Origin of the sequence: Shewanella sp. TB7-MNA-CIBAN-0143 (genome assembly GCF_040310065.1) — a bacterium.
Lineage (GTDB): Bacteria > Pseudomonadota > Gammaproteobacteria > Enterobacterales > Shewanellaceae > Shewanella.
The window spans coordinates 26,271-49,014 of record NZ_JBEOPL010000029.1 but is presented as its reverse complement, the minus strand read 5'-3'; the positions used below and the strand labels follow the sequence as shown (position 1 = coordinate 49,014).

Annotated in this window: 21 protein-coding genes and 1 tRNA gene; 9 read left to right on the top strand and 13 right to left on the bottom strand. The window is 41.7% G+C overall.

Features of this window, described 5'->3' with window-relative positions; all coding sequences use genetic code 11:
- Both AAEY97_RS19195 and orn read right to left on the bottom strand, forming a co-directional pair.
- A tRNA-Gly gene (locus AAEY97_RS19195) sits at window positions 1-72 on the bottom strand.
- Between the two features lie 197 nt (window positions 73-269).
- Entirely contained in the window at window positions 270-815 is a 546-nt protein-coding gene (gene orn / locus AAEY97_RS19190) for an oligoribonuclease (RefSeq protein WP_351000892.1), read from the bottom strand.
- Window positions 816-927: 112 nt separating this feature from the next.
- On the opposite strand from orn, the gene rsgA reads away from it, so the two are divergent.
- From rsgA to AAEY97_RS19155, 7 genes are all read left to right on the top strand, one after another.
- Complete coding sequence (gene rsgA, locus AAEY97_RS19185; RefSeq protein ID WP_101085231.1) at window positions 928-1,989, top strand: small ribosomal subunit biogenesis GTPase RsgA; 1,062 nt, start codon at window positions 928-930, stop codon at window positions 1,987-1,989.
- 55 nt (window positions 1,990-2,044) lie between these two features.
- The gene (asd, locus tag AAEY97_RS19180) at window positions 2,045-2,911 is read left to right on the top strand and encodes an archaetidylserine decarboxylase (protein ID WP_101085230.1); all 867 of its coding nucleotides are present in this window, start codon (window positions 2,045-2,047) and stop codon (window positions 2,909-2,911) included.
- A gap of 5 nt (window positions 2,912-2,916) precedes the next feature.
- Window positions 2,917-3,789 (top strand): DMT family transporter, encoded by an 873-nt coding sequence (locus AAEY97_RS19175; RefSeq protein WP_351000889.1) that lies wholly within the window; start codon window positions 2,917-2,919, stop codon window positions 3,787-3,789.
- Window positions 3,790-3,837: 48 nt separating this feature from the next.
- Window positions 3,838-7,044: a mechanosensitive ion channel domain-containing protein gene (locus tag AAEY97_RS19170; protein ID WP_182743239.1), complete on the top strand. Its 3,207-nt coding sequence runs from the start codon at window positions 3,838-3,840 to the stop codon at window positions 7,042-7,044.
- Window positions 7,045-7,068: 24 nt separating this feature from the next.
- Entirely contained in the window at window positions 7,069-7,803 is a 735-nt protein-coding gene (locus AAEY97_RS19165; protein ID WP_162023872.1) for a glycerophosphodiester phosphodiesterase, read from the top strand.
- Between the two features lie 33 nt (window positions 7,804-7,836).
- A complete protein-coding gene (locus AAEY97_RS19160; RefSeq protein ID WP_351000884.1) occupies window positions 7,837-8,790 on the top strand; it encodes a D-2-hydroxyacid dehydrogenase in 954 nt (317 codons plus the stop codon).
- A gap of 354 nt (window positions 8,791-9,144) precedes the next feature.
- On the top strand, window positions 9,145-9,336 hold the full coding sequence (locus tag AAEY97_RS19155) for a bacterioferritin-associated ferredoxin (protein ID WP_011638763.1): 192 nt from the start codon (window positions 9,145-9,147) through the stop codon (window positions 9,334-9,336).
- A 93-nt stretch (window positions 9,337-9,429) separates the two neighbouring features.
- On the opposite strand, the gene parC is transcribed toward AAEY97_RS19155, so the two are convergent.
- From parC to nudF, 7 genes are all read right to left on the bottom strand, one after another.
- Window positions 9,430-11,733 carry a DNA topoisomerase IV subunit A gene (gene parC, locus AAEY97_RS19150; protein WP_351000881.1) on the bottom strand — a complete coding sequence of 768 codons (2,304 nt, stop codon included), beginning with the start codon at window positions 11,731-11,733 and terminating at the stop codon, window positions 9,430-9,432.
- Complete coding sequence (locus AAEY97_RS19145; RefSeq protein WP_502959474.1) at window positions 11,726-12,817, bottom strand: PQQ-dependent sugar dehydrogenase; 1,092 nt, start codon at window positions 12,815-12,817, stop codon at window positions 11,726-11,728. Before AAEY97_RS19145 ends, parC begins: the two co-directional genes overlap by 8 nt.
- Before the next feature lie 117 nt (window positions 12,818-12,934).
- Window positions 12,935-14,821: a DNA topoisomerase IV subunit B gene (gene parE / locus AAEY97_RS19140; protein WP_101085223.1), complete on the bottom strand. Its 1,887-nt coding sequence runs from the start codon at window positions 14,819-14,821 to the stop codon at window positions 12,935-12,937.
- Window positions 14,822-14,891: 70 nt separating this feature from the next.
- On the bottom strand, window positions 14,892-15,464 hold the full coding sequence (locus tag AAEY97_RS19135; protein WP_162023876.1) for a YqiA/YcfP family alpha/beta fold hydrolase: 573 nt from the start codon (window positions 15,462-15,464) through the stop codon (window positions 14,892-14,894).
- Window positions 15,465-15,528: 64 nt separating this feature from the next.
- Entirely contained in the window at window positions 15,529-16,368 is an 840-nt protein-coding gene (gene cpdA / locus AAEY97_RS19130) for a 3',5'-cyclic-AMP phosphodiesterase (protein ID WP_101085221.1), read from the bottom strand.
- Between the two features lie 35 nt (window positions 16,369-16,403).
- Window positions 16,404-16,841: a DUF1249 domain-containing protein gene (locus AAEY97_RS19125; protein ID WP_162023877.1), complete on the bottom strand. Its 438-nt coding sequence runs from the start codon at window positions 16,839-16,841 to the stop codon at window positions 16,404-16,406.
- 39 nt (window positions 16,842-16,880) lie between these two features.
- A complete protein-coding gene (gene nudF, locus AAEY97_RS19120) occupies window positions 16,881-17,507 on the bottom strand; it encodes an ADP-ribose diphosphatase (RefSeq protein WP_101085219.1) in 627 nt (208 codons plus the stop codon).
- A 424-nt stretch (window positions 17,508-17,931) separates the two neighbouring features.
- Between nudF and tolC the strand changes: the two genes are divergently transcribed.
- A complete protein-coding gene (tolC, locus tag AAEY97_RS19115) occupies window positions 17,932-19,227 on the top strand; it encodes an outer membrane channel protein TolC (protein WP_351000876.1) in 1,296 nt (431 codons plus the stop codon).
- Between the two features lie 118 nt (window positions 19,228-19,345).
- Here tolC and AAEY97_RS19110 read toward each other — a convergent pair whose 3' ends face one another.
- Genes AAEY97_RS19110 through AAEY97_RS19100 form a run of 3 tightly spaced genes read right to left on the bottom strand, consistent with a single transcriptional unit; the run spans window position 19,346 to window position 21,555 of the window.
- Window positions 19,346-20,080 (bottom strand): TIGR04219 family outer membrane beta-barrel protein, encoded by a 735-nt coding sequence (locus AAEY97_RS19110; protein WP_351000873.1) that lies wholly within the window; start codon window positions 20,078-20,080, stop codon window positions 19,346-19,348.
- 2 nt (window positions 20,081-20,082) lie between these two features.
- A complete protein-coding gene (locus tag AAEY97_RS19105; protein WP_101085216.1) occupies window positions 20,083-21,054 on the bottom strand; it encodes a DUF2333 family protein in 972 nt (323 codons plus the stop codon).
- Between the two features lie 12 nt (window positions 21,055-21,066).
- Window positions 21,067-21,555, bottom strand: a complete 489-nt coding sequence (locus tag AAEY97_RS19100) for a copper chaperone PCu(A)C (protein WP_182743155.1) — start codon at window positions 21,553-21,555, stop codon at window positions 21,067-21,069.
- A 35-nt stretch (window positions 21,556-21,590) separates the two neighbouring features.
- On the opposite strand from AAEY97_RS19100, the gene AAEY97_RS19095 reads away from it, so the two are divergent.
- Window positions 21,591-22,328, top strand: coding sequence for an enoyl-CoA hydratase-related protein (locus tag AAEY97_RS19095; protein ID WP_182743153.1), 738 nt, complete (start codon window positions 21,591-21,593; stop codon window positions 22,326-22,328).
- A gap of 72 nt (window positions 22,329-22,400) precedes the next feature.
- On the opposite strand, the gene AAEY97_RS19090 is transcribed toward AAEY97_RS19095, so the two are convergent.
- Window positions 22,401-22,601, bottom strand: a complete 201-nt coding sequence (locus tag AAEY97_RS19090; protein WP_011638776.1) for a PspC domain-containing protein — start codon at window positions 22,599-22,601, stop codon at window positions 22,401-22,403.
- Window positions 22,602-22,744: the final 143 nt, after the last annotated feature.

Sequence of the window (22,744 nt, the reverse complement as noted above, 5' to 3'; positions counted from 1 at the left end):
GCGACATATCAGGTTCGAACTGATGACCTATACCTTGGCAAGGTATCGCTCTACCAACTGAGCTAATGTCGCGTACTGTTTGCTTCATTGTTACAATCAACAAGGTATCGTCTTTCAACCTATGCCAACTGAACTAATGTCGCATACTTTCAAATTTCATTACAACTTTCTATGACTCAGAGTTTGGCGCTCTGTAGAAAGTTGAGGCCGCATTATAGGTAAATTTTACTATGCTGCAACCCCCTTTTTAAAAAAAATTGTTCGATTGGTTAAATTTTAAATACTTCTTTGCGATAAAACTGCATTTCAGCAATAGATTCCTTAATATCTTCTAATGCTTGGTGAGTATTTTTCTTGCTGAAGCCATTCATTGTTTCAGGACTCCAACGACGAACCAATTCTTTAACTGTGCTGACATCAATGTTGCGATAATGAAAGAACTCTTCAAGTTCCAACATGTACTTATTCAAGAAGCGACGATCTTGACCAATACTATTACCGCACATTGGCGATGCGCCTTTAGGCACGTACTGAGCTAAAAAATCAATCGTTTGTGTTATCGCATCTTGTTCAGAACATTTACTGGCACGCACACGGTCAACTAATCCAGACTCTCCGTGATGTTTTTGGTTCCAATCATCCATGCCTGCTAGTACTTCATCGGTCTGATAAATGGCTAGAACAGGGCCTTGAGCAATGATGTTGAGTTCTTGGTCGGTCACTAAAGTTGCAATTTCAATGACTCGATCGACATCTGGTTCTAAGCCTGTCATTTCCAAATCAACCCAAATTAGATTATTCGCATCAACAGCCATTTATGCCGCCTTATGTTATCTGTCGCCTAAATTCAGGCATTTTTATAAAAGAGTGTGTATCATACTGTTTTTTTGACACACAAAAAAACACCTATTTAATGAAGATAAGCCAGTGAGTAAAAAGAAACCCCTAAGCCAAGGCCAATTACGCCGAATGCGAGCGAATCAAACCAAGCGATTAAAGCGCGGTGACGATGACACTCAACAAGCTGAGTTACAGGATAACCTCTTAGGCCCTGAGCAAGCTGGAGTGGTTATTTCGCGCTTTGGTCAGCATGCCGACATCGAAACAGCTGACGGTACTGTATCGCGATGTAATATTCGCCGCGCAGTGACCAGTTTAGTTACTGGTGATAAAGTGGTGGTCCGATTAGCGACAGAAGTCCAATCTGGCTCCAGTATCGGTGGTATTGTTATCGCCGTTCACCCTCGAAAATCTTCTTTAACTCGACCAGATTTATACGATGGCGTAAAAATTATTGCCGCCAACATCGATCAAATCTTAATTGTGTCATCGGTATTACCCAGCTTTACCACTCAAATTATTGACCGATACTTAGTGGCTTCAGAAGATACAGATATCACACCGATCATCATTCTCAATAAAATTGATTTATTGGATGACACTAATCGTGATGAAATCGAAACGGCATTAACGCGTTACCAAAATATTGGTTATCAGGTTTTCCGCGTCAGTAGTCACACCGGTGAAGGCGTTGAAGACCTTAAAGAATTACTCAATAACAGCGTCAGTGTTTTTGCTGGTCAGTCTGGTGTTGGCAAGTCTTCTTTAATCAATGCATTAATGCCTGATGCTGAACTGTTGATCGGAGATGTGTCTGGCAACTCAGGTTTAGGGCAGCACACTACAACCACGGCCAAATTACTGCACTTTGTCAGCGGCGGTGATTTAATCGACTCACCTGGTGTTCGCGAATTTGCCTTGTGGCATTTGGATGCCATCAGAGTGGGCTGGTGTTTTGTTGAGTTTAGAGACTTTTTAGGATCGTGTAAGTTCCGTGATTGTAAACATGGCGACGACCCAGGTTGTGCTTTACAGCAGGCTTTAGCTGATGGAAAGATAACTCAAGACCGCTTTAGTAATTACCAACGTATTATTGCCAGTTTAGACGAGCAACGTCATGCACGACATTTTCGTGCTATTGATGAATAATACTCAATAGAATAATATTTTATGGTTCAACCAGATTAGAGAAAAGGAAAATACATTGGACTCAATTAAAATTGCTTTGCAATACATGCTACCAAAACATTTTCTGTCGCGTTTAGTGGGTAAGTTTGCTGCTGCGGAAGCAGGCGCTATCACCACGGCAGGAATTAAATGGTTTATCAAACAATACAAAATTGATATGTCTGAAGCACAGCAACCTGAGCCCGAAGCCTATAAAACGTTTAATGCATTTTTTACCCGTGCATTAAAGCCTGAACTCAGACCTATCTGCACAGAAAGTAATATGATGGCGCACCCTGTTGACGGCGCGGTAAGCCAATGTGGACCGATTGAAGCGGGCAATATTTTCCAGGCTAAAGGCCACACTTATACCTCTGAAGCATTGTTAGGTGGCAATAAGGCCGATGCTGCACGCTTTGATGGTGGGGATTTTGCCACCATTTATTTGGCCCCAAAAGATTACCATCGCCTGCATATGCCTATTACAGGTACATTATCAAAAATGACTTACGTGCCAGGTGATTTATTCTCGGTTAATCCACTTACCGCTCAAAACGTGCCAGGACTGTTTGCCCGTAATGAACGTGTTGTAGCTATATTTGAAACCGAAGTAGGTCCATTAGCAATGGTACTGGTTGGTGCAACCATTGTTGCCAGTATTGAAACCATATGGTCTGGCACGGTAACACCGCCAGGCGGTAAGCAAGTATTTAGCTGGGACTATCCAACCACGGGTCCAGAAGCGGTCACCTTAGAAAAAGGCGCTGAAATGGGCCGCTTTAAACTAGGCAGTACTGTGGTGATGTTATTTGCCCAAGATGCTATTGAAACATTTGCAGATGGTGTTGAACCAGGTGCAACAACTCGTATGGGTCAGCCGTTCGCTAAACTCACACAGCAGTAACCAACATGACAACAACTAAACCACACTCTGGCTTAGTTGAGTTACATATAGCCGTACTGCTCTTTGGTGGTACGGCTTTATTTTCTAAACTCATTCCCCTTAGTGCACTTAACATTACCTTTTTGCGCTGTATCATCGCCGCAATAGTACTCGCTGCAATGATTAAAGCGACCAAATGCCCACTTAGATTACAACGCCAACAAGATTATTGGGCGGCCTTAGCGCTAGGCACTTTAGTGTGTCTGCATTGGGTAACCTATTTTGCAGCTATGCAGTTGTCATCTGTCGCCATTGGCATGATTGCATTTTTTACTTATCCCGTCATGACGGTATTAATCGAACCATTAATCAATAAAACGCAGCTCAAACTTGTCGATGTAATATCCGGTATCGCGGTATTAGCAGGCGTAATAATGCTGATCCCTGAGGCAAATCTGAATAACGACACCACCTTAGGCATTATCGTTGGCGTTATTTCAGCAGCTTTATTTACCTGCAGAAATTTGCTTCATAAACGAGTATTTTCGCAATATAGCGGTCCGCATGCTATGTTTTATCAAACACTGATAACGTTAATTCTATTGAGTCCTTGGCAAGATGTCCCTGCCCAGCACATTAGCCAAACCACTTGGGGATTGATTCTGTTACTTGGCATAGTGTTCACCGCCTTACCTCATGCGTTATTTACTACAGCACTGCGTTTTTTAAGCGCTAAAACAGTGGGGTTAGTGTCGTGTTTACAACCGTTTTATGGTGCAGTGCTCGCATTATTGGTTTTAGACGAGCAACTCACAACACCAACCCTTATCGGCGGAACCATTATTGTGGCAACGGCTTTATTTGAAACCCAACAAAGTCATCAAAAAAGTAGAGCATAATCACGCAAATTTGCTACCATAGCCTTACTCCAACCTGAGCAAAGTATTATGTTACGTTTAGCGTGTTTATTCCTGTGTTTCCTTATAGTTAATACACTGTCGGTTTCTGTATTCGCCAATACTCCCCTAACCCTAGATAAGCGTTTGGGGCTCAATAGCCAAGCCGAAAATCAGCCGCTTGATATCACATCTCAAATTGCAGAACTGCAAAGCAGCATTGAAAAGCTACAAATAGAACAACAAACCTATACCAATATTGAACAATCTAACAACGAAACCAAACTATCACTTACAGGGCAGCTACGTGAAGCGCAAATAGCATTGAGTCTAGATGCGGATATAGACCTTGATCAGCAAGCTTCAATGGCCTACTTTCACTTATCGGAATTAAAAGAGACTGAGTCGAGCCTTAATGATAAGTTGCGCCTAATTTCACAACGTCAGACATTATTACCAGACTTAATCGTTCAGGCACAAAATGCCTTAACTCAACATAATAAAACCCTCCAAGTCCCGATTGAAACTCCGTTAGGTCAACGTAACAAACTTCAAGCAGAACTGCTAACGCAGCATATTGCGACCTTAGAATCGGAACGTTTAGCTAACCCTAAGCAATTAGAGATCACCCAACTACAACAACAGCTCAATCGCTTATCGTTAAGCCAACAAGAAACCTTTATCGAGCTTATCAACAAACATAATATTGAGTATCGTCAGCAGCAAACAGCAGACACCATAGCCAACAACTTAATTGATGCCCAAGAGCTAGCCGACCCATTGTCTCAAGATTTAAGCAAATTGAATCAACACTATGCAGAACAATTACAAAAACTTACTAGCAATATAAAATCTGCGATAGAGAAACAGCAACGCATTGAAAAACGCTATCAATCGCAAAATGCACAGCTATCAAACGTGCTTGAGCAAATTACCTGGGTTAAAACTAATTCTGCATTTGGCGATCGTTTTTTACAAATGCTGCAATCATTGCCGAAACCGCCCAATCTCGACAAATTGCAAACTGAATTAGCTGACACACGGCTAGAGCGCTACCAATTAGAACAACAACAAGCGTTAAATAGTCAGCAACTCGATGACAGCGAAATGTTTAATGAAACCCAAATCAAATTATTGCAATCACAGCAAGTATTGATAGAGCAGCTACTGCAAAGCTATGATCGATATTTAGCTGAATTTGCAAAATTGCGCATTGGGTATGAACAGTTAAATCAACTGCATAACACATTAAAAAACACTCTTAATGAGCATTTGTTTTGGGTACCTAACGCCCCTAGCATTGGCGCGTTATGGCTAATTGATTTAAGCCACAGTAGCGTTTGGTTGCTGCAACCGAGTCAGTGGCAGTCATTACAACAAGCGTGGTCCGAACAAAGTAATTATTGGGCTTGGTGGGGAATTTTATTATTGTGCTGTTTAATGGCACAAGACATGCTGACACCTAAGTTCAATAAAGCGATTGGGCGCTATGCCATCTTTGTCGGTAATGTGACTCAAGATAAATTTAAATACACCATCAAAACCTTAATCATCAGCTTAGTGTATGCCCTAATAAAACCCTTACCGGTGATCATGGCTGGGTTTATATTCTCGCGATCAGAGCAAAACATGGTGTATGCCGTCGGAGTGGGCATCTTAGCCATTGGTGTCTGTTATCTCATTTATCAATTCTTTTACTTATTAACCGTTGATAAAGGCATTTTGATTAGCCACTTCAGACGGCCCAAAAAAATTGTTAAACAAGCACAACAAACCATGGCTTCATTTGTCATGGTATCGGCACCATTAATCGGCTTAATGGGTTTCACCGAAGCACTAGATACTTCATTAGTACGCAACAGCCTTGGCCGCGGGGCATTTATCGTTTTCTGTATTGTGTTATGCCTGTTGTATAAAGATATCATGTTACTTATTGGCCAATATCGTAAAAATAAGCCTAACGCCACTAACATGGAGTTGATTCAAAAAGCGGTATGGGCACTTCTAGTTGTCACGCCAATTTTTAGCGCTATCTTAGCGGGAATAGGTTACTACTTCACGGCTTTCCAGCTGCTATTACAGCTACAAATATCGGTACTGTTAGGCTTAGGTTTCTTACTCACCTATCAGCTCATTAAACGTTGGATGTTAATCGAGCGTCGCTTAATAGCCTTTGACCGTGCCAAAGCTAAACGTGCAGAGCGTCTTGCACAGCGTGAAAGAGGCGAAATGAATAATGAGCCGATAGAAACCTACGAAGAACCCGTCGTTGATTTAGAAACCATCTCTAGCCAATCGTTAGGCTTAGTAAGATCGATCCTAATCTTAGCTTTTTTTGCCAGCTTATTAGGCATTTTGGCGCAAACGCATACCGCGGTATTCTCATTTTTAGATGGCATTACCTTATGGACCACCAATAGCAATGTAAATGGTATTGAGCAACAAGTGCCCATTACATTAAAGTCGATTTTATTTGGCATCATGTTAGTCGGGTTCTCAGTCGTTATTGCGAAGAATCTACCCGGTTTACTTGAATTAATGCTCTTACAAAGACTCGATTTATCACCAGGCACAGGTTTTGCGATTACCACGGTAAGTAGCTACCTTGTGGTATTTTTTGGCACGTTGTTCGGTTTTTCAACCTTGGGCATGGAATGGTCAAAATTACAGTGGTTAGTTGCCGCATTATCAGTGGGCTTAGGTTTTGGCCTCCAGGAAATTTTTGCCAACTTTATTTCCGGTATTATCATTCTATTTGAAAAACCGATCCGTATCGGCGATACCGTCACCATTAGAGATCTCACTGGTACTGTCAGTAAAATCCAGATTCGAGCAACCACAATTGTCGATTGGGACCGTAAAGAAATTATCGTGCCTAACAAAGCCTTTATCACCGAGCAATTGGTCAACTGGTCTTTATCAGATCCAATTACCCGCGTTATCGTCACGGTATCTGTGTCTCGTGATTCAGATCCAACCAAAGTAGAAATGCTATTGCATCAAGCGGTGCGCGAATGTGATTTATCATTAACCAGCCCAGAACCCGAAGTGTGGTTTGCTGGTTTTGGTCAACACACACAAGATTATGAAGTACGTTCGTATGCTAAAGACATGTCTGATCGTTGGCCGCTGCGCCATAATTTACATAAGCGTATTAGTAAAAAATTGAAAGACAATAATGTTGAACTTGCCTACCCTCAGATGGAAGTTCATATTAATCATGCGCCTAAAGAATCCACAGGATTATACAAGGGCTAAGCTAAGTATTGATTAAGGACACCTATGCTCGTTTTTGCTCACCGCGGCGCCAGCGGTTATGCTCCTGAAAACACCTTAGCCGCGATGGACAAAGCGCTCGACTTGGGTGTTAATGCCATTGAACTGGATGTGCATTGCGTTGAAGGTGAATTAGTGGTGTTTCATGATCGCCGCTTAGAAGGTAAATCAACCGGAACAGGGCTAATCCATTTAACCACCAAGGCAGCATTGGCTCAATTTACGGTTGGCGGACAAGCAATCCCCACATTGTGGCAAGTACTCGAACGAGTCAGTGTTAGCGGCAAAGGCTCGTGTACTATTAACATCGAATTAAAAGGCATTGGCTGCGTACAACCGTTTATTGCCTTATATCCTCAAGCCTTAGAGCAACTTAGTTTCACCCCAGAACAACTGTTAATATCATCCTTTAACCATCCTTATTTGGCGCAGATAAAACAGTCTTTTCCGCACGCGGTGATCGCACCATTATTAGCAGGCATTCCGCTCGATCTAGCTACAATAATGACCACACTTAATGCCTATTCAATCAACCTTGATGTTGGTTTTATTAATCAAGCCATTGTTGATGATGCCCACCAGCGAGGCGGCAAAGTGTTTGTTTATACGGTTGATAACCCACAAGATATTCAAGCGTTAAAAGCGATGGGCGTGGACGGTATATTCAGTAATTACCCAGATAAAGCCATCGCTGCTGCAATGATGCCGATAACAACCGATTATAGCGCTTGGTTTGAATAATCTAGTTATCCCACGTTCGACAATGAGGTTAATGTGGCACATAAACTGTTATTACTCACCAGAGAAAACGATCAATATAGGCAACTATTAACAAAACTTTGCCTGCCGAACCTCGAAATTGTTGACGATCTGATGGTTGATGATTCTGGCCATTATACTGGCGGCAATATTAGCGATACCGATATTTGGTTAGCAGAACCTCATCTAGCCGCTTCATTATTGCCGCATGTACCGTCGCCCAAATGGTTACAATCTACCTTTGCCGGTGTCGATGCATTAATGCATATGTCGTTACCACATGATTATTTACTGACTAATATTCGCGGTGTGTTTGGTCCACTCATGAGCGAATATGTTTTTGGTTACCTGCTAAGCCATTATCGTCAGCATAATGCGTACACTCAACAGCAACAACAGCAGCGTTGGTTACCGGGTAGTTATGGTACTTTGCAAGGAGTCAAACTATTAATATTAGGCACCGGCTCTATCGCACAGCACCTTGCAAAAACAGCCCATCATTTTGGTATGACTGTCAGCGGGCTTAATCGAAAAGGTGCTCCTGTTAGTGGCTTTGATAACATCGACACCATTGATAAATTAGCCGACTATTTGCCTCTAGCAGATGTGATTGTTAGCGTATTGCCCAATACACCTCAAACCAAGCACATATTAAATACGGCTAATCTGTCGTTATTAAAAGCAGATGCCATGTTATTTAATATTGGCCGAGGTAACGCCATTGAATTAGCTGCGTTACAAGCTGAATTAACCTTACAACCACAACGTCAAGCCATATTAGATGTATTCGAACAAGAGCCCTTACCTGCTGATCATCCACTATGGCATTACCATAACGTCACTATCACACCGCATATCGCTGCACTAAGCTTCCCTGAACAAGTAACACAAATTTTCAGCCACAACTATCAACTATGGCAACAATCTAAACCATTACAATATGTGGTCGACGTTAAACAAGGTTACTAAAGCTGCAATCAATTTAGGATTAACAGGGAAGGCTTGCGGAGATTTTGATCACTTTGGTGTATAACATCAAGCATGTACTTAATCTAATCCAGCTAGCATCTAACATTAACCACTTTCACAGTTCTCTTCACTCATCGAACTAAATTCATTTATATCAATACGTTAATTAACAACTGGTTTATGCCGGGACTAATATCGCGGTGCTGGTTTATCGGAAAAAGGTGAGCCAGATCAAACTGTATTAAAAATGATCGCTACATAAGCAAAATAGTTATTGCCAATGATAACTGTTTTCATTTAGAATTAGATTACTTTCTAGCTCAGACCATTTTTTTGAATGAAGAGGCTTTCCCTATGTTCGTTTGTCTTTGTCATGCGATTACCGACACTCAAATCAAAGCAGCTGTTAGCTTAGGTGACAGTTCGTTAGCTGATGTAAAGAAACGTCTTGGCGTTGCTGACCAATGCGGCAAATGTGCCCGCATGGCTAGTCAAATAATTCAAACACAGCTTGAGTACGAACCTAATTTCTATGAAGTTGCCTAGTCGCATTAATATATAAGTCGACTCTGCTTCCATAAAAAAATGCTGCTCATATGACATATGAGCAGCATTTTTTTATTCTACAATCCAGCATTCTTACTCGTTTATATCCAGATTATCGTCTTGCAAGCCGTCTTCTGCCAATGGTCCCATTTCGACATCAACACTGTCTACGCGTTGTAATCCTCTTGGTAACTTAGCACCACGACGACCACGCTCACCACGATAGTGCTCTAAATCGCTTGGTTTCAAGGTTAGCTTGCGCTTACCAGCCCACAACGTTACTGCGGTATTATGTGGCACAACATTTAAGTGCAAAAGTAACTCTTCACGATTTTTAGCGCGATCGGTTGGAATACCGATAATCTTGTTGCCTTTACCTTTTGATAACTGTGGCAAGGCATCTAAACTAAACATCAACATTCGGCCTTCAGAGGTAATCGCTAACAACGACTGATCTGCCGTTTTATTGATTAACTTTGGCTGCATAGCTAACGCATTGGTTGGCAGACTGAGTAGTGCCTTACCGGCTTTATTGCGGCTAACCAAATCTGGGTAAGCACAAATAAAGCCATAACCAGCATCGGTTGCCAACAAGAAGAACTGTTCATCTTCGCCCATGAGTACATGTTGCATCGTCGCGCCAGGAGCCATATTAAAGCGTGTGGTAATTGGCTCGCCTTGGCTGCGCGCCGAAGGCAACGTATGACTGTCTGTGGCAAATGCACGTCCAGTCGAATCTATAAACACCGCAGCTTGGTTACTCTTGCCCATCACGCTACAAAGATAACTGTCACCAGACTTATACGATAAGCCTTCTACATCTACATCATGGCCTTTAGCACAACGTACCCAGCCTTTATCAGACAATACAACTGTGACAGACTCAGTTGGCGTTAACTCTTGCTCAGTCAGCGCTTTGGCATCTAAACGTTCAATAATTGGCGAGCGACGATTATCACCATAAGTCTCACCATCTTGGATTAATTCTTTTTTCACTAAGGTTTTCATGCGACGTTCTGAGCTTAACAATAACTCTAATTTGTCACGTTCTGCCGCAAGCTCATCTTGCTCACCTTTAATTTTAAATTCTTCAAGCTTGGCTAAATGACGTAATTTTAACTCTAAAATTGATTCAGCTTGTTTATCTGACAAGTTAAAGCGTGCCATCAACTCAGCTTTAGGTTCGTCGTTATAACGAATAATTTCAATCACTTCATCAATGTTTAAAAACGCAACCATCAACGCTTCTAAAATATGTAACCGGGCTAATACTTTATCAAGTCGATATTGCAAGCGGCGAGTGACCGTTGTAAGGCGGAACTCCAACCACTCAGTTAACAGTTGTTTCAGACCTTTTACTTTCGGACGACCGTCCAGTCCCAACACATTTAGGTTAACTCGAAAGCTTTTTTCAAGATCTGTCGTCGCAAATAAATGGGTCATTAGCTGATCACAATCAATGCGATTTGAACGAGGTACAATCACTAATCGCACTGGGTTTTCATGATCAGATTCATCACGTAAATCAGACACCATCGGCAGCTTTTTGGCCTGCATTTGATTGGCAATTTGTTCTAAAATCTTACCGCTACTGGCTTGATGCGGTAATGAAGTAATAACAATCTCGCCCTGCTCTTCACTGTAAACTGCACGCGCTCTGATTGAGCCTTTACCAGTTTCATAAATCCGCTCAATATCAGCTCTAGGAGTAATAATTTCGGCTTCTGTTGGATAATCAGGACCAGGAACAAACTCCATTAGGCGGGCTAAATCAGCTTTAGGATTATCGATTAGCTCTATACAGGCGCCTACTAATTCACGCACGTTATGCGGCGGAATATCCGTTGCCATGCCCACTGCGATACCGGTAATACCATTCAATAATATATGCGGTAATCGTGCTGGTAAGGTTACAGGCTCTTTCATGGTGCCATCAAAGTTAGGGCTCCAATCTACGGTACCCTGCCCTAATTCCGACAATAACACTTCAGAAAACTTTGATAATCTAGCTTCGGTATAACGCATTGCAGCAAATGACTTAGGGTCATCTGGCGCACCCCAGTTACCTTGGCCGTCAACCAGCGGATATCGATAGGAAAATGGCTGCGCCATTAACACCATTGCTTCGTAACACGCACTATCACCGTGCGGGTGATATTTACCTAACACGTCGCCGACAGTACGGGCTGATTTTTTGTGTTTAGATTGCGCTGATAAGCCTAATTCGCTCATTGCATAGATAATGCGGCGTTGGACAGGTTTTAGACCATCACCAATGTGCGGTAGGGCGCGATCCATAATCACGTACATGGAATAATTTAAATAAGCCCCTTCGGTAAAGCGCCTCAGCGGCATTTGCTCTACACCATCAAGGCTTAATTCAATCGCATCACTCATTATTCGTTTCCTGTGATTGTTCGGGTGCATTATAAAACAAGCGGTAAATATTACCTTTTAGATCATCTGAAATGTACATTGCACCATCAGGCGCATTAATTACATCAAATGGACGTGCTACCGGAAATTCTCCATCCAGAAAACTCACTACGGTTTCACGTTTAATAATTTTGTTATCTTCCATTTCAAGCATTACAATTTGATAACCGACTTTACTTGAACGGTTCCACGAACCATTTTCAGCCACAAAAATCTGTTTGCGATAACGTTCAGGAAATTGCTCGCCTCGGTAAAAGCTTAATCCCGTTGCAGCAACATGGGCTGGTAATTCAAATTCGGGCAGGGTGATGTTTAAATTTTCCGGTTTATCATAGGCGGGTTCAATAACATCTTTACCGTGCAAATAAGGAAAGCCAAAATGGCTGCCTTTAACGTCTAAACGGTTTATCTCATCAGCGGGAATATTATCGCCCATCCAATCTCGGCCTAAATCAGCAAACCATAACTTGTTAGTATCGGGTGACCAATCAAAGCCAATAACACTGCGAAGCCCAGAAGCTACTTGCTCACTGGCACCGGTATCGACATTAATCGCTAATATACTGCCAAATGGCGAAGCAGCCTCGCACACATTACAAGGCGAGCCGATGGCAATGTACAAACGTCCGTCGGGTCCAAAATGCATCGAACGCGAATACTTTTTGTCTAAGCTTGGTAAATTTGAATACACTTCACGCGCACGGCTAGGGCGACGCAAGCGAGACTCAATCTCTTCAAAACGGATAATGCGATCGTCTTCAGTGACGTATAATGAACCATCATGAAAGGCTAACGCTTCAGGATAATCGAGGCCTCTGGCAATAAGATAACGTTTATCAACTTGGCCATTTTGATCGCTATCAACTAGCGCATAAACAGTGCCACTTTTTTGAGAGCCTACAAAAAGAGTGCCCTCATCGCCTACAGTTAATTGCTTAATATCACCTAAATCGGAAGCATATAAACTTAATCCAAAACCTTTGGTAACGGTAATCATCACCGATTGCGCAGCAGAGGCTAAAATAGGCGTCAGGGCTAAAAACATAACCCCCATGAAGGCGAATTTACCGCCCAAATTTACGTAAGATCGTAATCTAATATATTGCATGCTAATTATCTTTTGCCTTATGTTATACATTATTATTGGCACTAAGAAACACGGCTAAAGTAACGCTAGGTCACCTTTGGTTTCTAACCAACTTTTACGATCCGGTGCACGCTTTTTGGCAAGTAACATATCCATTAATGCCACGGTCTCATCGGCATCATCAATGGTTAATTGCACTAAGCGTCTAGTATTGGGATCCATAGTGGTTTCACGTAGCTGCAACGGGTTCATTTCACCCAGACCTTTAAAACGAGTCACTTGCACTTTACCTTTTTTATTTTCTGCCGCTATACGGTCTAAAATACCGGTTTTTTCCGCTTCATCCAAAGCGTAAAAAACCTCTTTACCGATATCAATACGAAATAACGGTGGCATTGCAATATACACATGACCATTGTTAACTAATACACGATAATGCTTTAAAAACAACGCACACAACAATGTCGCAATATGCAGCCCATCAGAATCCGCATCGGCTAAGATACAAATTTTACCATAACGTAATTCTGAAATATCATCACTGTCAGGATCGCAACCAATCGCAATCGAAATATTATGTACCTCTTGCGACGCTAACACTTGTCCGGAATCAACTTCCCAGGTATTTAAAATCTTACCTCTTAGCGGCATAATCGCTTGAAACTCGCGGTCTCGAGCTTGTTTAGCGCTACCACCAGCAGAATCACCCTCTACTAAAAACAACTCTCCTCGCATTGGGTCTTGGCCACTACAATCGGTTAACTTGCCCGGTAACGCAGGTCCAGAAGTGACTTTTTTACGCGCGACTTTTTTGGCTGCCTTTAAGCGCCGCAATGCATTGCCAATACACAATTCTGCCAACTGCTCTGCTAACTCAGTATTAGAATTTAACCACAACGAAAAGGCATCACGAGCAATACCAGAAACAAATGCAGAGCTTTGACGGCTCGATAATTTTTCTTTGGTTTGCCCAGCAAATTGTGGATCTTGCATTTTTATCGATAAAATAAACGCCGCACGGTCCCAAATGTCTTCGGGCGACAACTTAATTCCCCGAGGAACAAGATTGCGAAATTCACAAAACTCACGCATAGACTCAAGCAAACCTTGTCTAAACCCATTCACATGAGTACCACCTAATGGTGTCGGAATTAAGTTAACGTAGCTTTCACTTAAACTTTCGCCACCTTCTGGTAACCATGTAATAGCCCACTCAGCAGCTTCTAATTTGCCTTTAAAGCTGCCAACAAAAGGCTCTTCAGGTAATAAAACCGAGTCTTTTATCGCTTCTTTGAGGTAATCAGTTAAGCCACTTTCATAAAACCATTCATGCACATCACCATTTTGTTTATTGGTGAATTTAATCCGCAAACCAGGGCACAATACCGCTTTAGCTCGCAGAATATAAATTAATTTACTGACCGAGAAATTAGGTGAATCAAAATAACTTACATCGGGCCAAAAATGCACTCGGGTCCCGGTATTGCGACGTCCACAAGTACCCGTCACCACCAACTCTTCGACCTTAAAACCATTCTCAAAGGCCATTTCGTATATTTGTGCATCACGGCGAACGCTGATTTCAACTCGGGTGGATAAGGCGTTAACAACAGAAATACCAACCCCGTGTAAACCGCCCGAGAATTGGTAGTTTTTATTGGAAAACTTACCGCCAGCGTGCAATTTAGTTAGGATCAGTTCAACCCCAGGAATGCCTTCTTCAGCGTGAATATCCACCGGCATACCGCGGCCATCATCGGTCACTTCAAGGGAATTATCAGTATGGAGTACAACTTCAATTTTAGTCGCGTGTCCTGCCAGAGCTTCATCAACACTGTTATCAATGACTTCTTGCCCAAGATGATTTGGTCTAGAGGTGTCGGTATACATACCTGGACGGCGTTTTACCGGGTCAAGTCCATTAAGGACCTCAATAGCGTCAGAAGTATATTGGTTGCTCATAATCCACACATTTGGAGTTAAATAGAGCCAAAGTTAGCTCAAATTGATCGTTGTTTGTAACGGTAGAAAGTTACAACTGAATAAATTTACATATTTTGTCTAATTGTTGTTCATAGCCGACAAAACTGTGGTCGCCATTAGGCTCTAAATGTAATTCACAGCTATGGTACTTATGTAATGCTTGTCGATAATCTAACACTTCGTCACCAGTTTGCAACAGCACCAGAAAACGATCCGGGTGCCGGATCACGTGAGTATTATACAGGGCGACATCATCTTGATGCTGCGGCAACACTTGATAATGCTCATTGGTATAAGGATTATATTGAGGCCCGATAAACTCTTCAAATAATTCGAACGGTTTTACCGCCGGATTAATCAAAACAGCTCTGCCACCATACGTTTCGGTTAAATAACTGGCAAAATAGCCACCTAACGACGAGCCAATAAAGCGCAATATCTGCCCTTGCCGTTTCGCTTGCTCAGCGATGTTGCACAATAAAGCCATAGCAGCAGAGGGTGATGAAGGTAATTGTGGTTGGTGAAAGTCGACTTGTGGATAATGTTGCTGAATATAGTGTGCGGTTTGAACGGCCTTATCCGACTGAGGAGAACTATTAAAACCATGTATATAAAGCAGCATATTCCCTCGCGAGACGGTTAATCAATACTTAACGTCCCTTAGTAACATAAGATGACGCACTAAACTAGTATCCGCTGGCCTCATTATCGGGTGCAAATCGATTTCCAGGCACGCGATACACATTAGTACGAATGCTACCATCGCCTGCCAACTCCAGCAAACGATAACCCGGTTGACGATGATCTAAGGCGAAATAGGAGGATAATGGTTTAAACTGAATACACGTCGATGGTGTCGCCATTAGTGGAATAGGACCATGCGGTCCACGATGAATATTATCGACTTGTTGGTGTACGTGCCCCCAAAGAACGCCTTTCACTTGCGGGTAGCGACTTGTTCGTTGCAAAAAGTCTTCGCCATTCATCATGCAATGCTGATCTAACCAAGCGCACTGCATTAAAATAGGATTATGGTGCATCACTAATAACACATGTTTATCTGGTGTCGCCTTAATTGAAGCCTCGATCAATGCAAACTGCTGTTCGCCCATATAGCCACCAGGCTTACCACGAACAGTTGAATCAAGCATTAATATTAGCCAGTTACCAATAATTATCCGTTGTTGACCAAACACTTTTTCACCCTGCATACGCAGACTCATTAAGCGAGGATCATCGTGGTTTCCGGGTAAGTAATGACAAGGCAGATCTAACATCTCAATCTTCTGCACAAAGTGCTGATAAGACTCAGGTGAATAATCTTGGCTAATATCTCCCGTAGCCAATAAAATATTGGCGGGATATTGGGTTGCAATAAATGTATTCAACACGGCTTGAAGACTTTGTGCCGTATTAACACCAAGCAATTGACCTTCAGGATCAGCAAAAAGATGCGGATCCGTCACTTGTACTAATCGCACAGGCTCATTTTCAGCAACAGAATAATGCACTGCGTCTTTAAGCACAAAATATTCCTAACATGGTAAAAAGAAGAAAAAAGCTACGATTGGCAAGTCACTCTCAGAGACCCAATCTTCAACAGCTCCTCAAGGAATGCATTCACCTGAAATTTTTCATCGCTATGATGCATATGTATATTCGGGTAATCATACACTGGCTTTAAGCGATAAATCTGTTGGCTAGTTAACACTTCTGCTAATTGAGCATCATGATAGACACGAACAATTGCGTTTGGAGATTTAAAAAAATGTCCATTTGGTATAGGGCGCGATATTTCGATTAACTGAGTATATTTAGTATTCTCAAGAAGATTGATCGACAACTGGCCAAACTCACCTTCAACCTGCCAAGGCACATTGACCGTAATTTGATCGGGTAACCATTTTAAAATATGTGCATAATTTCGACCACATACCGCTAAAAATGCGCTGATATTGGGTTGATATTTTTGCTTGTTTCGCTGGTTAAACTCTGCCACTCAATCATTCCTATCTTGCTTATCACCATGTTCAATAAACTAAAGTGCGTCACGAATCTGTTGGTAGTTTAGCATCAACCATTGGATGCCTAATACCGTCGATGCATTGTCAATGCGACCATTATTAATCCATTCATAGGCTTGTTCACGGCTAACAACATGCACACGAATATCTTCATTTTCATGTTCAAGTCCGTGTATTCCGCCAGCTTTGGTCGTATCAACCTGCCCCCAAAACAAATGAAAACGCTCTGAAGTGCCACCAGGACTGACTAAGTAACTGTTTATGCGTGTTAAACCTAATAGACTTAATCCAGCTTCTTCGGCCAATTCTCGCTCTGCAACTTGTTCTGGAAATTCGCCGGGCTCAATCATACCTGCCACTAACTCAAGAAGCCAGATTGATTTAGTAGTTGCTAATGCAGGTACCCTAATTTGTTCGATTAATACAATTTCATCACGAACCGGGTCATAAGGCAGTACAACCACCGCATTACCGCGCTCAAAAACCTCACGGGTAATCTCACCACTCCAGCCACCTTTAAACAACTTATGCTTAAAGGTGTATTCGTCCAACTGGAAGAAACCTTTATACAACACTTTTTTAGATATCAAACTAAAACCTGACTCTGCGTCAAAGGTTGTTAACACCGATTGCTCAGACATATTTATCCTTGTCTATCAAAACATAAACTAACGGGTCATTTTAACAGTTTAAATTAACATAATTAAGAACTAAGCATTTGAGCTTGAAAAAGCAAAAACGGGTCTAATTAAAATAAAATCTGTTACACTTCAAATTTGACTTGAAAATGAAAAAATCACTACTATTAAGTAGTGCACAATATGTAGTAATCGACATGACATAATCGATATATTGTGAGCAATATGTAATCAACAATGAAATGTCGACATTGAACGACGCTATCATCTGTAAATTATTGTGCATATTCATTAAGCAAGTGAGTTAACACTGATTGCCGAGTTAAGATTAAATGATGATCAATCATTCACTTAACCAAGAGCATGACCAAATTATAAGTTAATCAACACCTCAAATTACCGAGGAATTGTCTAAAAAGGGCAGCAAATGAAATTCAAAATTGGTTCATTATACGCAGCATTAGCATTTGCTATTGCAGCACCAGCAGTACAAGCTGACGATTTACTTCAAATATATCAGCAAGCACTCACTAGCGACCCTATCGTTTTACAAGCCAAAGCACAACGTGATGCGTTATACGAGAGTATTGAAGAAAACCGTGCACCGTTATTACCAACCATCAGCGCAAACGTTGGTTATGCCAAAGCGTGGAACGATCCTTTAGCAGACACCGACGGTTTAACGGGTGGTGTTAGCTTAACTCAAGTTATCTACGATCATAGTGCATGGGTTGGTTTAGATCTTGCTGAAATGGCAGCATCTCAAGCCGACTCAACTTATGCATCGTCATTACAATCGTTAATCACTCGCGTAACTAAAGCGTACTTTGACGTATTAACGGCTAAAGATAACTACGAGTTCCAAGGTGCAGAAAAAGCCGCCATTGAACGTCAGCTTGAACAAACTAAGCAACGTTTTGCAGTCGGCCTAACCGCAATTACTGATGTACATGAAGCTCAAGCACAATATGACTTAGCATCAGCATTAGAAATTTTGGCTCAAAATACCCTAGACAATAGCTACGAAACATTACGTGAAATTACTGGTATAGATCATAAATCAATTGATATTCTTGATACTAACCGTTTTTCAGCCGTTACACCTGCCCCAGCATCATCTGCTGCTTGGTTAAAAATGGCCGAAACCAATAGTATCGATTTAATGACTCAACGTATCGCTAAAGATATCGCCAATGAAACCATTAAATTGTACAAAGCTGGCCACATGCCTTCATTGAACTTCAATGCTGGTTACAACAAAGGCGTTGATCAAACGCCTGGTCCAGATTATGACAACAGCAATGTTGGTATCACGTTAAGCATTCCAATTTTTGAAGGCTTTAAAGTCACCTCTCAAGTGAAGCAAGCGCAATTCCGATATGTGGAAGCTAGCGAGAAATTAGAACAAACTCATCGTAGCGTTACCAAAAACGTGCGTAATAACTTTAACAACGTGAATGCGTCTATCAGTTCAATCAAAGCGTATGAGCAATCAGTTATTTCATCTGAAAGCGCGCTAAAAGCAACCCAAGCTGGTTTTGAAGTGGGTACGCGTACAATTGTTGATGTGCTAAACCGTACACGCGACTTATATGATTCAAAGCGTCAACTATCTGAAGCTCGTTATGGTTATATTAACTCTATATTAGCGCTTAAACAGGCTGCGGGTACGTTGAACGAAGATGATGTTATCTCGATTAACAGCGGACTTATTGCTCAATAAGCACTAGTCACTAAGCACTAAGCTTACACAAAAATAAGCTCCCACAAAAAAACCGCCAATTGGCGGTTTTTTTATAGGCATTACAATTATTTACATAATCGTTAAGCTCGATACCGAATTAGAAAACTAATTCAACACCAGCAAATGCACCACTAAAGTCAGTATTCTGAGAAACACCAGAGAAGTTGCTTACATCAAAATTGAACTCGCGGTAACCAACACGGATAGAAGTATCGACAGCTAATCCGTCAAACTGCCATCCTAAACCTGCACCATAGTCATATACATTAGATTCATCTACACCGATCATTACATCAGCAAAGCCAAACAAACCTAAACCAATCATGCCGACTTGTGCACTGGCGTATCCCATCACGATACCGCTATCGATATCCACCTCTTCTGGGTGACCTGCATCAGCAACACGTAATGAACCACTCATTAACTTGTATGCCGCACCTAAATCAACAGACACTAAGTCATTATCGAGAATTTCGTAATACAATACAAAGTCAGTATTACTTAAGTCATTAGTCACTGAGGTTGCGCCAGTAAAATTGTGACCGTTAAAGTTAAAATCGGCATTAGCAAGACTCGTGCTCGACTCAAGACGGTTTTCACGAATTTTAACATTAGGCACAAACGGCAATGGATGCTCAACAGCAATCCACACACTACCTTGTGAAGAATCATCATTAAAGCTGTGAGCAACACCACTATCATCATTAAATGCATTTGTGGTGTCTGCCTGCCAATAATCGGCGCCTACTTTAAAACCCAATACAGTTGCCGCATGAGCCGATGACACACTTAAAAGGCCCACTACAGCTGTGGCAAGAAGAGTCTTTTTCATCATTATCCTTGTGAGAGTAAATTAGTTAAATCAATTACCGCGGCATTTGCACGCGAAATATAATTAGCCATCACCAACGAGTGATTAGCCACTAAACCAAAACCATTTCCATTAAGAACCAAAGGGCTCCAAACTGTTTGCTGAGTTGCTTCAAGTTCACGAATAATTTGACGTAAACTGACCTCAGCGTTTTTCTTTTCTAACACATCGGCAAAATCAACTTCAATAGCCCGCATAAAATTCAATAATGCCCAGGCTGAACCACGGCTTTCATAAAATACATCATCAATTTTCCACCAGCTGGTTTTAATTTCATTACTCGATAAACCCGGTGTAGATTGACGCGCAGACTTATCACCTGCTAAATCAGTATTTAAGCGTTCTTGGCCCACACTGGCAGATAAGTGTTGCGACATACTGCCTAAGCGTTTCTGAACTTCTTTCAACCATTCATTGAGATTATCTGCACGAGCATAAAACTGAGCATTATTGTTATCAGCGTCGTTGATTTTAGCACGGTAAAGTTTCAATAATTTGATCGCATCACGATACTCACCTTCAGCACTTGGCACTAACCAACTAGTATGACCAATGTTTAACTTCGAATGAGCGGCTAACAAATCAGTGTCCGCCGTCGACTGCGACTGCGAACGACTAAACTCTTTACGCATAGTCAGTGCTAAATCACGCACTTGCTCTAATGCACCAAATTCAAATGCAGGCATGTTATCCATCATTACCGACGGAGGCATAATATCATTAGATAGCCAACCACCTGGTTTATCCAGCAAGGTTTCCATGGTATCAATTAATGCAGTCGTTGTGGCATAACCCACAATTAACTTACCGTTATCGGTTTGCGACGAGACCGGCTTAATGGGATCCGGCTCAACGCTCCACCACACGCTAACAAAGTAAAGTACTAAACCCAGCACACCAACAACGGCTAAAATTTTATTCCTTGTTACTTGCATCAATATTGCTCCTTAATGATGGTGATGATGCTCGACATGTTCATCATGTTGAGCCGCGGTCTGTTTAAGCACTGTAAGCTCAATCATAAGATGCTGACCATCTTCAAAAATTAATTCTAAAGGCACTTTATCATCAATAACCAATGGCGCGGTTAACGACAACAACATCACATGGTCGCCAGTAGGTTGAAGTGTTAACGAACCGTGAGACGGTATAGTAAACCCTTCGACTTGACGCATTTTAACCATGCCATCTTCTTCTAAAATTGTATGTAACTGCGCTACTTTTGCCGCACTGGTCTTCACTTCAACTAACTTAACATCGCTGTTGTTATGATTTTCTAACGTAAAATAAGCGGCGGTATTAGGCACACTCGCAGGCATAGCTCTAACATGTCCATCGACCAGGACAACGTTAGCAGTGGCGGCGAATGATAATGATGATAACACTAAAAAGTTAAACAGATGTTTGAATATTGCTTTCAATGTCTTAAACTCCATGTAATCCCACTCGCGTTCACAACAGGAAGCTACGAATGAGTCATATTCAGGTAAGAGATGATCAAGGCGTGCGTATCATCAGTTTTAATCGTCCAGAAAAGCGCAATGCCTTTAATCTAGAAATGTATCAGCAATTCACAGAATACCTGATCCAAGGTGAAGCCGACAATGATATTCGTGCCTTTCTGTTCCATGGTACCGAAAACTGTTTTACCTCTGGCAATGATATCGTCGATTTTCTGCAAAGTGGTGCCTTAGATGACAATCATCCAACCGTTAAATTCTTGTTTTGTTTGTTAGATCTTAAAAAGCCTGTGGTTGCAGCGGTAACCGGAGCGGCTGTGGGAATAGGAACAACTCTACTATTGCATTGCGACTTAGTGTACGCCGACAATCAGGCTAAATTCCAAATGCCATTTGTCAATTTAGCGCTAGTACCAGAAGCAGCCTCAAGCATCTTGTTACCCTTAATTGTTGGCCAACAAAAAGCGGCTGAACTGATTTTACTGGGCGAAGCCTTTGATGCAGAGACGGCTGAAAAATTAACCATTATTAACCGCGTGGTTGCGCAAGACGAGCTCATTAGCTTCAGTCTAGCGCAAGCAAAAAAATTGGCAGCTCTGCCACCATTATCTATGCAAGCATCAAAACGGCTTTTACGTCATAACCAGGCAGAAGTTAAAGCTCAGATGAAATTAGAATTAGTTGAGTTTGCTGAACGCTTACAAAGTGACGAAGCAAAACAACGCTTCCAAGCTTTCTTAAAAAAATAACCACATACATCAATACATAACCTATCTGCGGGGTAATCAAACTTCCCCCGCTTACTCATTACTGGGCAAGCCTTAAAATCGAGATGTTTTTTGACTCATCACCACTGCAATCACAAAGTACGCAAGTAAACTAATACTTGGATTGGTTAGCACTAATCCTACTGTCACAATACGAGTCCAAAGTAATGACCAGCCATATTGTTTTGCTAACTTCGCAGATACGCCACATACAATTCGAGTTTCATCTTGTAATCTATTGATTAAACGGTTCATATTATCCTCTCGTACTTAATAAGGTTTATTCTAAAAGCAATGAGTTAAGATTAAGCTTGGTCATTAATGCTTGGCCAAAACAGCCAGCTGACTAACATCGCACACAATGCAAAACTGATAACTGGCAATAACAATAACGACAT

Excerpts from the sequence above, each read along its gene's own strand:
- orn (WP_351000892.1), bottom strand. The coding sequence starts at position 815 with ATGGCTGTTGATGCGAATAATCTAATTTGGGTTGATTTGGAAATGACA.
- AAEY97_RS19175 (WP_351000889.1), top strand. The coding sequence starts at position 2,917 with ATGACAACAACTAAACCACACTCTGGCTTAGTTGAGTTACATATAGCC.
- AAEY97_RS19170 (WP_182743239.1), top strand. The coding sequence starts at position 3,838 with ATGTTACGTTTAGCGTGTTTATTCCTGTGTTTCCTTATAGTTAATACA.
- AAEY97_RS19165 (WP_162023872.1), top strand. The coding sequence starts at position 7,069 with ATGCTCGTTTTTGCTCACCGCGGCGCCAGCGGTTATGCTCCTGAAAAC.
- AAEY97_RS19155 (WP_011638763.1), top strand. The coding sequence starts at position 9,145 with ATGTTCGTTTGTCTTTGTCATGCGATTACCGACACTCAAATCAAAGCA.
- parC (WP_351000881.1), bottom strand. The coding sequence starts at position 11,733 with ATGAGTGATGCGATTGAATTAAGCCTTGATGGTGTAGAGCAAATGCCG.
- AAEY97_RS19145 (WP_502959474.1), bottom strand. The coding sequence starts at position 12,817 with ATGTTTTTAGCCCTGACGCCTATTTTAGCCTCTGCTGCGCAATCGGTG.
- parE (WP_101085223.1), bottom strand. The coding sequence starts at position 14,821 with ATGAGCAACCAATATACTTCTGACGCTATTGAGGTCCTTAATGGACTT.
- AAEY97_RS19135 (WP_162023876.1), bottom strand. The coding sequence starts at position 15,464 with ATGCTGCTTTATATACATGGTTTTAATAGTTCTCCTCAGTCGGATAAG.
- nudF (WP_101085219.1), bottom strand. The coding sequence starts at position 17,507 with ATGTCTGAGCAATCGGTGTTAACAACCTTTGACGCAGAGTCAGGTTTT.
- tolC (WP_351000876.1), top strand. The coding sequence starts at position 17,932 with ATGAAATTCAAAATTGGTTCATTATACGCAGCATTAGCATTTGCTATT.
- AAEY97_RS19110 (WP_351000873.1), bottom strand. The coding sequence starts at position 20,080 with ATGAAAAAGACTCTTCTTGCCACAGCTGTAGTGGGCCTTTTAAGTGTG.
- AAEY97_RS19105 (WP_101085216.1), bottom strand. The coding sequence starts at position 21,054 with ATGCAAGTAACAAGGAATAAAATTTTAGCCGTTGTTGGTGTGCTGGGT.
- AAEY97_RS19100 (WP_182743155.1), bottom strand. The coding sequence starts at position 21,555 with ATGGAGTTTAAGACATTGAAAGCAATATTCAAACATCTGTTTAACTTT.
- AAEY97_RS19095 (WP_182743153.1), top strand. The coding sequence starts at position 21,591 with ATGAGTCATATTCAGGTAAGAGATGATCAAGGCGTGCGTATCATCAGT.
- AAEY97_RS19090 (WP_011638776.1), bottom strand. The coding sequence starts at position 22,601 with ATGAACCGTTTAATCAATAGATTACAAGATGAAACTCGAATTGTATGT.